This is a genomic window from Streptomyces sp. DH-12 (genome assembly GCF_002899455.1).
Taxonomy (GTDB): domain Bacteria; phylum Actinomycetota; class Actinomycetes; order Streptomycetales; family Streptomycetaceae; genus Streptomyces.
Genome location: NZ_PPFB01000001.1, coordinates 1152087 through 1164663 on the forward strand (window position 1 = coordinate 1152087; position 12577 = coordinate 1164663).

Annotated in this window: 12 protein-coding genes; all 12 read right to left on the reverse strand. The window is 72.5% G+C overall.

Going from position 1 to position 12577, the window contains the following annotated elements; translation table 11 throughout:
* Positions 1 to 14: 14 nt before the first annotated feature.
* Entirely contained in the window at positions 15 to 1169 is a 1155-nt protein-coding gene (gene ispG / locus C1708_RS04175) for a flavodoxin-dependent (E)-4-hydroxy-3-methylbut-2-enyl-diphosphate synthase (protein WP_106411360.1), read from the reverse strand.
* On the reverse strand, positions 1166 to 2197 hold the full coding sequence (hpnH, locus tag C1708_RS04180; protein ID WP_106411361.1) for an adenosyl-hopene transferase HpnH: 1032 nt from the start codon (positions 2195 to 2197) through the stop codon (positions 1166 to 1168). The genes ispG and hpnH overlap by 4 nt, the downstream gene beginning before the upstream one ends.
* A 5-nt stretch (positions 2198 to 2202) precedes the next feature.
* Entirely contained in the window at positions 2203 to 2844 is a 642-nt protein-coding gene (locus C1708_RS04185) for a 5'-methylthioadenosine/S-adenosylhomocysteine nucleosidase family protein (protein WP_106411362.1), read from the reverse strand.
* Complete coding sequence (shc, locus tag C1708_RS04190; RefSeq protein WP_106411363.1) at positions 2844 to 4883, reverse strand: squalene--hopene cyclase; 2040 nt, start codon at positions 4881 to 4883, stop codon at positions 2844 to 2846. The genes C1708_RS04185 and shc overlap by 1 nt, the downstream gene beginning before the upstream one ends.
* A 122-nt stretch (positions 4884 to 5005) precedes the next feature.
* A complete protein-coding gene (locus C1708_RS04195; protein WP_198602692.1) occupies positions 5006 to 6070 on the reverse strand; it encodes a polyprenyl synthetase family protein in 1065 nt (354 codons plus the stop codon).
* 71 nt (positions 6071 to 6141) lie between these two features.
* Positions 6142 to 7572 carry a hydroxysqualene dehydroxylase HpnE gene (hpnE, locus tag C1708_RS04200; RefSeq protein WP_106411365.1) on the reverse strand — a complete coding sequence of 477 codons (1431 nt, stop codon included), beginning with the start codon at positions 7570 to 7572 and terminating at the stop codon, positions 6142 to 6144.
* Positions 7569 to 7691 carry a DUF6380 family protein gene (locus C1708_RS35930; protein ID WP_353962649.1) on the reverse strand — a complete coding sequence of 41 codons (123 nt, stop codon included), beginning with the start codon at positions 7689 to 7691 and terminating at the stop codon, positions 7569 to 7571. Before C1708_RS35930 ends, hpnE begins: the two co-directional genes overlap by 4 nt.
* Positions 7691 to 8641: a presqualene diphosphate synthase HpnD gene (hpnD, locus tag C1708_RS04205; RefSeq protein WP_198602393.1), complete on the reverse strand. Its 951-nt coding sequence runs from the start codon at positions 8639 to 8641 to the stop codon at positions 7691 to 7693. Before hpnD ends, C1708_RS35930 begins: the two co-directional genes overlap by 1 nt.
* Positions 8638 to 9549, reverse strand: coding sequence for a squalene synthase HpnC (gene hpnC, locus C1708_RS04210; protein WP_106411366.1), 912 nt, complete (start codon positions 9547 to 9549; stop codon positions 8638 to 8640). Before hpnC ends, hpnD begins: the two co-directional genes overlap by 4 nt.
* 351 nt (positions 9550 to 9900) lie before the next feature.
* Positions 9901 to 10680 carry an ABC transporter ATP-binding protein gene (locus C1708_RS04215; protein ID WP_106411367.1) on the reverse strand — a complete coding sequence of 260 codons (780 nt, stop codon included), beginning with the start codon at positions 10678 to 10680 and terminating at the stop codon, positions 9901 to 9903.
* The gene (locus tag C1708_RS04220; protein ID WP_106411368.1) at positions 10673 to 11608 is read right to left on the reverse strand and encodes an ABC transporter permease; all 936 of its coding nucleotides are present in this window, start codon (positions 11606 to 11608) and stop codon (positions 10673 to 10675) included. The genes C1708_RS04215 and C1708_RS04220 overlap by 8 nt, the downstream gene beginning before the upstream one ends.
* A gap of 93 nt (positions 11609 to 11701) precedes the next feature.
* Positions 11702 to 12574 carry a glycosyltransferase family 2 protein gene (locus tag C1708_RS04225; protein WP_391664310.1) on the reverse strand — a complete coding sequence of 291 codons (873 nt, stop codon included), beginning with the start codon at positions 12572 to 12574 and terminating at the stop codon, positions 11702 to 11704.
* Between the last annotated feature and the right edge of the window lie 3 nt (positions 12575 to 12577).

Consider the following 12577-nt stretch of genomic DNA (forward strand, 5'->3'; position numbering starts at 1 on the left):
CGGTTCCGTGCTGTTCAGCTCACGGTGACGGCCGGCTCTCCCGACGCGATGCCGTCCTTCTCCATCTGCTCGGCGATCTTCATCGCCTCCTCGATCAGCGTCTCCACGATCTTCGACTCCGGCACGGTCTTGATGACCTCGCCCTTCACGAAGATCTGCCCCTTGCCGTTGCCCGAGGCCACCCCCAGGTCCGCCTCACGCGCCTCACCCGGACCGTTCACCACACAGCCCATCACCGCGACCCGCAACGGCACCTCCATGCCCGTCAGACCCGCGGTGACCTCCTCCGCCAGCTTGTAGACGTCCACCTGCGCCCGCCCGCACGACGGACACGACACGATCTCCAGCCCGCGCTGCCGCAGGTTCAGCGACTCCAGGATCTGGATGCCGACCTTGATCTCCTCCACCGGCGGCGCCGACAACGACACCCGGATCGTGTCACCGATGCCCTGCGACAGCAGCGCACCGAACGCCACGGCCGACTTGACCGTGCCCTGGAAAGCCGGACCGGCCTCGGTCACCCCCAGGTGCAGCGGGTAGTCGCACCGCTCGGCGAGCTGCCGGTACGCCTCGACCATCACCACCGGATCGTTGTGCTTCACCGAGATCTTGATGTCGCGGAAATCGTGCTCCTCGAACAGCGACGCCTCCCACAGCGCCGACTCCACCAGCGCCTCCGGGGTGGCCCTGCCGTACTTCTGCAGCAGCCGCCGGTCCAGCGACCCCGCGTTCACCCCGATCCGGATCGGCGTGCCGTGGTCCTTCGCCGCCTTCGCGATCTCCTTGACCTGGTCGTCGAACTTCTTGATGTTGCCCGGGTTCACCCGCACCGCCGCGCAGCCCGCCTCGATCGCGGCGAACACGTACTTCGGCTGGAAGTGGATGTCGGCGATCACCGGGATCTGCGACTTCCTCGCGATCACCGGCAACGCGTCCGCGTCGTCCTGCGTGGGGCAGGCCACCCGCACGATCTGGCAGCCCGACGCGGTCAGCTCCGCGATCTGCTGCAGCGTGGCGCCGATGTCCGACGTCCGCGTCGTGGTCATCGACTGCACCGACACCGGCGCGTTCCCGCCCACCGCCACCGATCCGACCTGGATCTGCCGGCTCTTCCGCCGCACGGCGAGCGTGGCCGGGACCTCGGGGAGGCCCAGGGAGACCGTGGTCATCCGCTTCGCTCCCTGCTCGACGAGACGGTGTCGCGCAGGGCGCGCAGGGACTCCTTCAGCGAGCCCATGGTGGCGAGGACGGCGGTGGGCTCGTAGCCGCAGTGGGCCATGCAGTTGGCGCAGCGCGGGTCCTTGCCGCGGCCGTACCGGTCCCAGTCGGTGTCCTCGATGAGTTCCCGGTAGGTCGGCACGTACCCGTCGCTCATCAGGTAGCAGGGACGCTGCCAGCCGAAGAGGGAGTAGTTGGGGATCGCCCAGGCGGTGCACGGGAAGTCGACCTTGCCCTCGAGGAAGTCGAGGAACAGCGGGGAGTGGTTCAGCCGCCAGCGGCGCCGGTTGCCGCCCGCGAAGGCCTTCCTGAACAGCTCCCGGGTCTGCTCCACGCCCAGGAAGTGCTCCTGGTCGGGCGCCTTCTCGTAGGCGTACGCGGGCGAGATCATCATCTCGTCGACCTCGAGCTCGTCGTTGAGGTAGTTGAGCACCTCGACGACCGTCTGGGGGGTGTCGGTGTTGAAGAAGGTCGAGTTGGTGGTGACCCGGAAGCCGCGCCGCTTGGCCTCCTTGATCGCCGCCACGGCCTCGTCGAACACGCCCTCCTTGGCGACGGACTCGTCGTGCCGCTCCCGCAGCCCGTCGATGTGCACGGCGAAGGCGAAGTACGGGGAGGGGGTGAACCTGTCCATCTTCTTGCGCATCAGCAGCGCGTTGGTGCACAGGAAGACGTACTTGCGGCGGGCCACCAGCTGGCGCGCGATCTCGTCGATCTGGGGGTGCATCAGGGGCTCGCCGCCGGCGATCGACACCATGGGCGCCCCGGACTCCAGGACGGCGCCGACGGCCTGCGCGACGGGCATGCGCTGCTTGAGCACACCGGCCGGGTGCTGGATCTTGCCGCATCCCTCGCACTTGAGGTTGCAGGCGAAGAGCGGTTCCAGTTCGACGATGAGCGGGAACTTGTCCCGCCCGCGGAGCTTCTGTTCGGCCAAGTATGTAGCGACCTTGACGGACTGACGCAGCGGCATGGCCATCTGGCTCACCTCCTGGGGAGCAGCAAGGAACGGTGCCATTCATAGAAAGCCGGAAGGACGGAACGAAGGACACGGAAAGCCGATATTCCACCGCGGACCGTGCCGATGCGGACGAGTTCGTGTTCAGGAGCGTCCACGACCACCCGGACGGCCGCAACCGGGCGCTCGGCCGCGCGGACGGCACTCAGGAGCGTGGCCGCCGACTCCATGTCCGCCGCGATCGCGCCGGTGGCGAGCAGGCCGGAGCGTTCGTGGCCGCGGACGACGTGGTCGGAGCCGGTGAGCGGGCCGGTGTGCACGGTGCGTCCGGGCACCGCGCGCACCAGCTCCTTCACCAGCAGTTCGGTGCCGACGCAGGGCACGCTGCCGCGCGGGTCCCGGGTCTCCTCGGCGACGACCAGGTCGCCGGGGTGCATGCCGGGGGCGAGGCCGGCGCAGAAGCCGGTGGCGAGGACGGCGGCGCCGTGCAGCGCCGGGCCGGCGAGCACCCGGGTGACGGACCGCTCGGCCGCCGCAGGTCCCATGCCGGTGCGCAGCACGGTGACCGGCCCGCCCGGGGTGGTGCGCTCCCGCCTGCGCAGCGCGAGCTGTTCGATGCCGAGCGCGCAGGCGATCAGCAGCGGGGCGGGGGCGGGCCGGCCGCTCATCAGCCGCCCTTCGCCTCGGCGAGCGCCTGTCCGGCGCCGGCGGCCGCCTCGGCCGGTTTCTTGCTGAACGGTTCGCCGTGGACGTAACGGCCGAGCGCGGTGAGCGGGAAGACCTGCCGGTAGAGGTGGTAGTTGATGGAGAAGTCCCAGGGGAAGCCGGTGCCGGTGAAGTACGGCTCGTCCCAGGAGCCGTCCTCCCGCTGGGTGCGCGCCAGCCACGTGACGCCGCGTCCGACGGCGGCGGAGTCCCGCTCCCCCGCCGCGAGCAGCGCCATCAGTGCCCAGGCGGTCTGCGAGGCGGTGGAGGCGCCCCGGCCGCTCCACTCCTTGACGTAACGGTAGGAGCGCAGGTCCTCGCCCCAGCCGCCGTCCTCGTTCTGCACCTTCTCCAGCCAGGCCACGGCCCGCCGGACCGCCGGGTGGGAGGTCGGGATGCCGGCCGCGGTCAGGGCGGGGACCACCGACCCGGTGCCGTAGATGTAGTTGACGCCCCAGCGGCCGAACCACGAGCCGTCCGGCTCCTGTTCGGCGAGGAGCCACTCCACGCCGCGCCGGGTGCGCGGGTCGTGGGCGAGGCCCTCGACGGCGAGCATCTCCACGACGTGCGCGGTGACGTCCGCCGACGGCGGGTCGATGACCTCGCCGAAGTCGCAGAAGGGCAGCCGGTTGGGGAACGGGCTGGTGTTGTCGACGTCGAAGGCGCCCCACGCGCCGTTCCTCGACTGCATGCCGAGGTTCCAGCGCACCCCGCGCCCGATGGCGTTGTCCACCCGCTCCGGGTCGTGGTGCTTGACCCGGCGCAGCGCGAGGACCACCTCGGCGGTGTCGTCGATGTCGGGGTAGTTGTCGTTGTGGAACTCGAACGCCCAGCCGCCCGGCGGGAGATGGGGGCGGCGCACGGACCAGTCGCCGGGCCGCACCACCTGCTCGCCCAGCATCCAGTCGGCGGCCTTGACCAGTTGCGGGTGGTCGGCGGGCACGCCCGCGTCGGCCAGCGCGATGGTGGCCAGGCAGGTGTCCCACACCGGGGACTGGCAGGCCTCGATCATCCGGGCGCCGTCCTCGCGCCACACGGCGAAGCGGTCCAGGGACTCCAGACCGGCGCGCATCACCGGATGGTTGAGGTCGTAGCCGAGCAGGTGCAGGGCGATGACCGAGTACACGGCCGGGGGCTGGATGCCGCCCCAGCAGCCGTCGTTCTCCTGCCGTTCGATGATCCAGCGGGCGGCGGTGTGCATCGCGGCCCGGCGCAGCCGGCGCGGGACGGCCCTGCGCAGCGCGTGCAGGCCCTTGTCCAGCCGCTGGAAGGCGCCGTCCCAGGTGCGGGCCGGGGCGAGCGGCCGGGGAGGGTTGGGGTTGTCCGGGTCGGTGTGCAGTTCGTCCAGCGGGAACGGGGCGGGACGCACCGGCCGCTTGGCGGAGACGATGGTGAGCGGCACGATGGTCTGCCGCGCCCAGCAGCCGAAGTCGTAGATGTTGAGCGGCGCCCAGGCGGGGAACCAGATCAGCTCGGGCGGCAGTTCGGGCAGGTCCTCCCACTTCCACCAGCCGAACAGGGCCAGCCAGATGCGGGTGAAGACCCGCGACGAGGCGATGCCGCCCTGCTCGCGGATCCAGGCGGAGGCCTTCGCCATGTGCGGGGCGTCGGGGGCGTCACCGGCCAGTCGCAGCGCGACGTACGCCTCGATGGTGGTGGAGAGTTCGCCGGGGCCGCCGTAGAAGGTGGCCCAGGTGCCGTCCTCGCGTTGCTCCCCGCGGATGAACAGGGCGGCGGCGCGGGTGGTGTCCTCGTCGCGGATGCCGAGGAACTGACGCAGCAGCAGGTCCTCGGCGTCCATCGTGACGTTCGTGTCGAGGTCGCCCTTCCACCAGCCCTCGTCGCTCTGACGGGACAGCAGGAAGTCGGTGGCGCGCCGTACGGCGCGGGCGGCGATGTCGGGAACCCCGGCCGCCTCGGGGCTGTCGGTGTCGTGTTCGCTGGCCGCGGCGAGCCGGGACGGCGAGGCCGCCCCGGTGCTTCCGTCGGTCGTCGCTGTCATGGCTTCCCCTTCGTGCAGTCCTGCAAGTGGTGCGTCTGCTGTGGGTCCGCCGTCGGCCGGTGGGGGTGCTCCCGTACCACCGGCCGGCGACTACGCGAGGGCTATTCGACCGAAAATAATGATCATCTCTTTCGTACGACGACGAAGTCCGCGAGCGCCGTGAACTGGTCCCGCACCCGGTCGGGCATGTCCACGGTGTCGAGGGCCTCGATGGCGATGGTGTGCTGACGTCGTGCCTCCTCGGCGGTCCACTCACGACCGCCGGCCTCCTCGATGAGGGCGGCACGGGCCGCGAACTCCTCCTCGGAGAAGTTCGCGAAGTCACTGCTCTTGGCGTCGGCCGCGAGGATCTCGCCGAGCCGGGTGGCGGCCGGGCCGTCCGCGGCGAGCGCGGCCACGACCGGGAGGGACTTCTTGCGCTGGCGCAGGTCGCTCCAGGTCTGCTTGCCGGTGGCCTCCGGGTCGCCCCAGATGCCGAGCAGGTCGTCGACCGCCTGGAAGGCGAGGCCCAGGTGGTGGCCGTACCGCTCCAGGGCGTCGGCGGTGCGGTCGTCGGCGCCGCCGAGCACCGCGCCGATGGAGCTGGCGCAGGCGAGCAGGGCGCCGGTCTTGTTGCCCTCCATCTCCAGGCACTCCTCGACGCTGACCCGGTCGCGGTGCTCGTAGGAGATGTCCTGGGCCTGCCCGTCGATGAGCGCCCGGCTGGCCCGGGTGAGGCGGCGCGTGGCGCGGCCGGCCTCGACGGTGCCGAGTTCGAGGAGCACCTCGTTGGCCAGGGCGAACAGGGCGTCCCCGACCAGGATGGCCTGGGCGGGGCCGTGCACCTTCCAGACGGTGTCGCGGTGCCGGCGCTGCTCGTCGCCGTCCATCAGGTCGTCGTGCAGCAGCGAGAAGTTGTGGACCAGTTCGACGGCGACCGCGCCGGGCACACCGGTCTCCGGGGCGGCGCCGGTGACCTCGGCGGACAGCACGGCGAGGGCGGGGCGCACGGCCTTGCCGCCGTCGCCGTCCGCGGGCCGGCCCTGGGCGTCGATCCAGCCGAAGTGGTAGGCGGCGACCGTGTCCATGGGAGGCGCCAGGCGGTCGACGGCCGCCCGCAGTACCGGCGTGGCCAGGGTCCGGCCGCGCTCCAGGAGCGCGGACACGTCCACCGCGGTCCTTCGAGCGGCTTGCGAGGCCGGGGGCACAGTGGGCACAGTCTCTCCTCTTGTTGCGGTACCGGGGGTGCGGGGACCTGCCGCGCCGCTCTGCCGGAGCATCAGGCCGCCTCCTCGAGGGCGAAGAGGTGGCGCGGGCGGGGCCGGCCGAGGGCGCCCAGCGCGGCGTCCGCCGCGCCGACGCCGCTGCGGACCGCACTCTCCATGGTCGCGGGCCACCCGGTGGCGGTCCACGCTCCGGCCAGGTAGAGGCCGGGTGCCTTGGTGCGGGCGCCGGGCCTGAGGCGTCCGACGCCGGGGGCGGGAGCGAAGGTGGCGGTGCGCTCCCGGGTGACGAAGAAGTCCAGCACCTCGGCGTCGCGCGTGCGCGGCAGCAGCCGTTCCAGTTCGGGCAGGTACCGCTCGCGCAGGGCGGCGACGGGTGCGTCGATGTCGTCGTGCGCGACCGACTGGGACAGCGCCAGGTACTGGCCGTGGCGCAGTCCGGAGGCGGCGGTGCGGTCGAAGACCCACTGCACGGGGGTGCCGAGGGCGGCGAGGAAGGGCCGGGTGAGCACCGTGCGGTCGTAGACGACGTGGACGTCGAGGATGGGGGCGGTGCCGATGCCGAGCAGCCGCTCGGGCTCGTCGAGCGCGCCCGCGGGCAGCAGGCCGTGGGCCTCGCGCTGGGGCACGGCGAGGACCACGGCGTCGGCGCGGAGCGTCTCGCCGGGGACCTCGACGGTCCAGCCGCCGGCGCCGTCGGCGCGGACGGACGTGACGCGGGTGCGGGTCTCGGTGCGCACGCCCGCGGCGTCGAGGGCCCGGCGGGCGAGCCGGTCGTGCAGCTCGCCCAGCGGCACCCGGGCCCAGCCGATGTCGGCGGCGCCGGGGTCGGACAGCAGCCCGGTCCTGAACACCATCGCGGCGAGCGCCAGCGAGGAGTCGCCGGCGACGGCGTTGAGGGTGGCGACCCCGACCAGGTCCCACAGGGCCTCCACGGCGCGCGGGGACTGGCCGTGGGCGGCGAGCCAGCTGCCGAAGTCCTCCTCGTCCAGGGCGGGGTCGTCGAGGTCGAGGTCCTTCAGCGCGAGCGCGGCCCGGACCGCCCTGGCCCGGTCGGCGAGCGAGAGGTGGGGGTACGTGGCGAGGCTGCGGCCGAGGTGCAGGGGCACGGGCAGCGGGTCGCGCCGCAGCCGGCCCAGCCGCCGTCCCTCGGGGCGGCGGACGTCGACCACGGGCACGTCGAGGCGGTCCTGCAGCGGCGCGAGGGCCGCTCCCCCGATCCGGTCGAGGAACCAGCGGTAGGCGGTGCAGCAGCGCAGGTAGACGTGCTGGCCGTTGTCGACGGTCAGGTCGCCGCGCCGGAACGAGAAGGCGAGTCCGCCCAGGCGGGGCCGCCCTTCGAGAAGGGTGACGCGCACCCCGGCGTCGGCGAGGGCGAGGGCGGCGGTGGTGCCGGCCAGTCCGCCGCCGACCACGACGGCATGGCGTCCCGGCGGGACCGGGCCGTCCGTGCGCGGGGACCCCTCGGAGCGTGTGCCGTGGTTCATGCGCCCTCTCCTGCCCGGCCGGGCCGCGTGACAGGTGCGCGGCCGGCCGTCTCGGTGGGGGACGCGGCGGCGCGGCGGAGGGTCGCCCCCCGCTCGCCGTCCGGGTACGGGGCGTCCATCAGGCGCGCCTCCCGACGGTGCGCCGGGCGACGTGCCGGGTGTCGAGACCGGACAGGCCGCGCACCGCGACGTACGCCTTCTCCCGGCCGGGGAGGGAGACCCGGCCGCGCAGCACGGCCTCGGGGTCGCGCTCGATGCGGTCCAGCAGGCGGCGGTAGATGCCGGCCATCGCGGCGACGCAGGCGCCGCTGCGCCGGTCGAGCATGGGGAGCAGCCGGTAGCCCTCGGCGAAGAGGGCACGGGCCCTGCGCACCTCGAAGTGCACCAGGCCCGCGAAGTCGGAGCCCTCCGGCGGTGTCGGCCCGGCGAAGCCGGCGGAGCAGCCGAACTTGGCGAGGTCGTCGGCGGGCAGGTAGGTGCGCCCGTTCTCGGCGTCCTCGCGGACGTCGCGCAGGATGTTGGTGAGCTGGAGCGCCAGCCCCAGCGTGTCGGCGTACTCGGAGGCGCGTTCGACGCCGCGCGCGCCGGGCTCGGCGCCGAACACGCCGAGCGAGAGCCGTCCGATGGCCCCGGCCACGCAGCGGCAGTAGACCTTCAGGTCGTCCCAGGTCTCGTACGTCTCGCCGCGCAGGTCCATCTGGACGCCGTCGATCAGTTCGTCCAGGCCGCCGAGGGGGATCGGGAAGTGCGCGGCGGCGTGGGCGAGGGCGACCGCGACCGGGTCGGTGTCGTCCTCCTCGACCGCGCCGGCGCGGATGCGGGCGAGCAGCGCGCGGGTGTCCTCGAGACGGGCCACCTTGACGTCGTCGGCGAGCGGGCCGTCGCCGATGTCGTCGACCCGCCGGGAGAACGCGTACAGGGCGGACATGGCACGCCGTTTGGACGTCGGCAGCAGCCGGATGCCGTAGGCGAAGTTGCGCGCCTGCCGGCCGGTGACGGCCTCGCAGTAGCTGTAGGCGGCGAGTACCGGTGCGGACGCGGGTGCTTGCGACTCCACGGTCCGGATCACCCCTTTCCTCGCAGAGTCACGCCCGCCTCGCGCAGCAGCTGCGTCGTGCCGGGCTTGGGCGGGCCGGGAAGTACGTCGTACTCGGCGGCCGCGATCGCGCGGACGGCCGCCCTTCCTCCCGCCACGAACCCCGCGAGCAGGAGTCTGAGCCTGCCCCGGACGCTGCTCACCAGGGGTGCGCCCTCGTCCAGCAGGTCGAGGGCGCGCTGCGCCTGGAACGCGACGAGCGCGCGCACCGAGGCGCCGGCGGTGGGCGCGGCGAGGTCGGCCTCCTGGACGTGGAAGCGTTTCATGTCCGCGGCGGGCAGATAGATGCGGTCGCGGCCGAGGTCCTCGGCGACGTCCTGGAGGTGCTCGACGATCTGCAGGGCGGTGCAGATCGCGTCGGAGCGGCGGATGCGCTCCGGGGTGGCGGTCCCGGTGACGGCGAGCACGAGGCGGCCGACCGGGTTGGCCGACAGCTCGCAGTAGGCGAGCAGGTCGTCGTAGGTCTCGTAGCGCTTGACGAGCTGGTCCTGGCGGTTCGCGGCGATCAGGCCGAGGAACGGCCCGGGGGTCAGCGCGCGGCGGCGGACCGTGGGTTCCAGGCGGAGCAGCAGGGGGTGGCGGGGGTCCGGGCCCGCGCGGTCGAACACCCGGTGGAGATCGGCTTCCAGGGCGTCCAGCAGGGCGAGGCGGTCGCCGGCCTCCTCGGCGGGGACGCCGAGGGCGCGGGCGTCGGCGCCGCCGGGGGCCAGGTCGCCGTCGCCGATGTCGTCGACCAGGCGGGCGAAGCCGTAGACGGCCATGAGGTCGTCGCGCCAGGCCCTGGGCAGGAAGAACGGCGCCACCGGGAAGTTCTCGGCGGCGGCCTTGTCGAGCGTGGCCCGTTCGAGGTCGGCGGGGCGCGCCGGGTCGGCGGCCGTCATCGCTGACTGCCCGGGGAGAGGACGGCGCACGCTGAGTCCAGCCGGGGAGTCTCCGAAGCCATTGCCGTCACATCTCCCGTTCTACACTGCCGACCCAATTCACACTATTTCGGACACGCCACCCAGGCGTCCACCCCGTGGCGCCGAGGAAGGGTGTCGGGCAGTATGGCCCTGATTGCCGCCTTTCGGGGACCGGTACAGCTTACGTTGTACAACGCGCCGTTCCTCGACGGGGGTCTCCCGCGCCCCACGACATCACATCGCCCGGCGTCAGATCTCCGCGCCGCACGAGGATCTGACGTGTCTTTCGCGGACGCCGGACCGCTCCGGCGAGATTCTGGGCCGGACGGGTTACTTGCCCGTGAACTTCTCGTACTCGCGCAGCACCTCGTCGGTCGGCCCGTCCATGCGCAGCTCGCCGCGTTCCAGCCACAGCACGCGGTCGCAGGTGTCGCGGATGGACTTGTTGTTGTGGCTGACCAGGAAGACCGTGCCGGCGTGCTTGCGCAGCTCGCGGATGCGGGCCTCGGAGCGCTTCTGGAACTTCCGGTCGCCGGTGGCCAGCGCCTCGTCGATCATCAGGACGTCGTGGTCCTTGGCCGCGGCGATGGAGAAGCGCAGGCGGGCGGCCATGCCGGAGGAGTAGGTGCGCATCGGCAGGGTGATGAAGTCGCCCTTCTCGTTGATGCCGGAGAAGTCGACGATCTCCTGGTAGCGGGCCTTGATCTCCTCGCGGGACATGCCCATCGCGAGCCCGCCGAGGTGGATGTTCCGCTCGCCGGTGAGGTCGTTCATCAGGGCCGCGTTGACGCCGAGCAGGGACGGCTGGCCGTCGGTGTAGACCTTGCCCCGCTCGGCGGGGAGCAGCCCGGCGATGGCGCGCAGCAGGGTCGACTTGCCGGAGCCGTTGGACCCGATCAGGCCGATCGCCTCGCCGCGGTAGGCCACGAAGGACACCCCGCGCACGGCGTGCACCTTGCGCACGCCCCGCTCCTCGCCGCGCCGCAGGATCCGGCTGAGCGCCGCGGTGGCACTGCCCTTGCCGGTCCGGGCCCCGTCGACGCGGTAGACGATGTGCAGGTCGTCCGCGATGACGGTGGGCACCCGCGGGCCCGTCGTGTCGTCAGCCACGGCCGTACCTCTCCTCTGCCTTCCAGAAGTAGACGAAGCCGACCACGCCGGCCAGCACCGCCCAGCCCAGCGCGAACGCCCACACGTGCGGCGGCAGGTACGACCCGTCGTACCTGTCGATCAGCGCGAACCGCACCAGGTCCATGTAGACCGCGGCCGGGTTCCACTGCAGCACGTCCGCCACCCAGGCCGGCACGTTCTTGTCCTCCAGCATCGCCGGGATCGAGAACATCACCCCCGACGCGTACATCCACGTCCGCAGCACGAACGGCATCAGCTGCGCCAGGTCCGGCGTCCTGCTGCCCATCCGCGCGAAGATCAGCGCCAGACCCGTGTTGAACACGAACTGCAGCGCCAGCGCCGGCACCACCAGCAGCCACGACAGACCCGGATAGCTCCCGAACGCCACCATGATCACGACCAGCACGATCATCGAGAACAGCAGCTGCTGGAGCTGCTGCAGCGCGAACGAGATCGGCAGCGACGCGCGCGGGAAGTGCAGCGCCCGCACCAGCCCCAGGTTCCCCGAGATCGCCCGCACCCCCGCCAGCACCGAACTCTGCGTGAAGGTGAACACGAACACGCCCGTCACCAGGAACGGCACGTACACGTCGCTCGGTATGCCCTTCCGGGCGCCCAGCAGCAGACCGAAGATGAAGAAGTACACCGCCGCGTTCAGCAGCGGCGTCGCCACCTGCCACAGCTGACCCAGCTTCGCCCTGCTGTACTGGGCGGTCAGCTTGGCCTGCGAGAAGGCCAGGATGAAGTGCCGCCGCCCCCACAGCTGACGGACGTACGCGCCGAGGGACGGACGGGCGCCGCTCACGGACAGCCCGTACTTGGCGGCCAGCTCGGCCGCCGGGAGGCCCTCGTCGGGCGGCACGGACGCGCTGACCGCGACCGTGCCGTCGTGCGTTGTCTCACTCACGGGTGGATAACTTTCGTCCTCGATGTGCGTGGCCCGCGCGGGCCTGCCAGGAGCCGGGGACCGGGTGGAGCCGGCCCCCGGACCCGAAGCTTGTCAGATCACCGGGGGCCGGCCCAGCCGGGTCAGCCGCCACACCGTACGCCACTTCATGGGCCTGCGGGGGCCGCAGGGCGAGGTCCAGCCCTCCCGGAAGCCCCCGAACCACGCCTTGAGCGCGGGCCCCGAGGGCCGGCGCAGAAGGGTGAGGAGCAGCCAGACGCCCAGGTACACCGGGACGAGCGGGACGGGCAGGTTGCGCCGGGCGAGCCAGACGCGGTTGCGGGCCACCATGCGGTGGTACACCGCGTGCCGTGAGGGGGCGGTCGTCGGGTGGTACAGCACCATGTCGGACCGGTAGTCGATCATCCAGCCGGCGTCGAGCGCACGCCAGGCCAGGTCGGTCTCCTCGTGGGCGTAGAAGAACTCGTCCGGCAGGCCGCCGACCTCCGCGAAGACCTGGGTGCGCACGGCGTTGGCGCCGCCGAGGAAGGTGGTCACGCGGGAGGAGCGCATCGGGTCGGAGGCGCGCAGCCGGGGCACGTGCCGGCGCTGGGTGACGCCGGTGTCCGGGTCGGCGATGCGGAAGCTGATGATGCCGAGCGAGGGGTCCTCGGCGAACGCCTTCCGGCACAGCTCGGCGGTGTCGGTGTGCGCGAGCAGGCCGTCGTCGTCGAGGAAGAGGAGGATGTCGACGTCCCGTCCGCCGGGCCCGAACGCCTCGATGCCGACGTTGCGCCCGCCGGGGATGCCGAGGTTCTCGGGCAGCTCGACGGTCCGCACGCCCTCGGGGACGTCGGGCACGGGCGAGCCGTTGCCGACGACCACGACCTGGACGGGGTCGCCGTCCTGCTTGGCGACCGAGTCGAGCAGGGCACGCAGCTCGTCGGGGCGGTTGCCCATGGTGATGACGACCGCGCCGACCTTCATGCC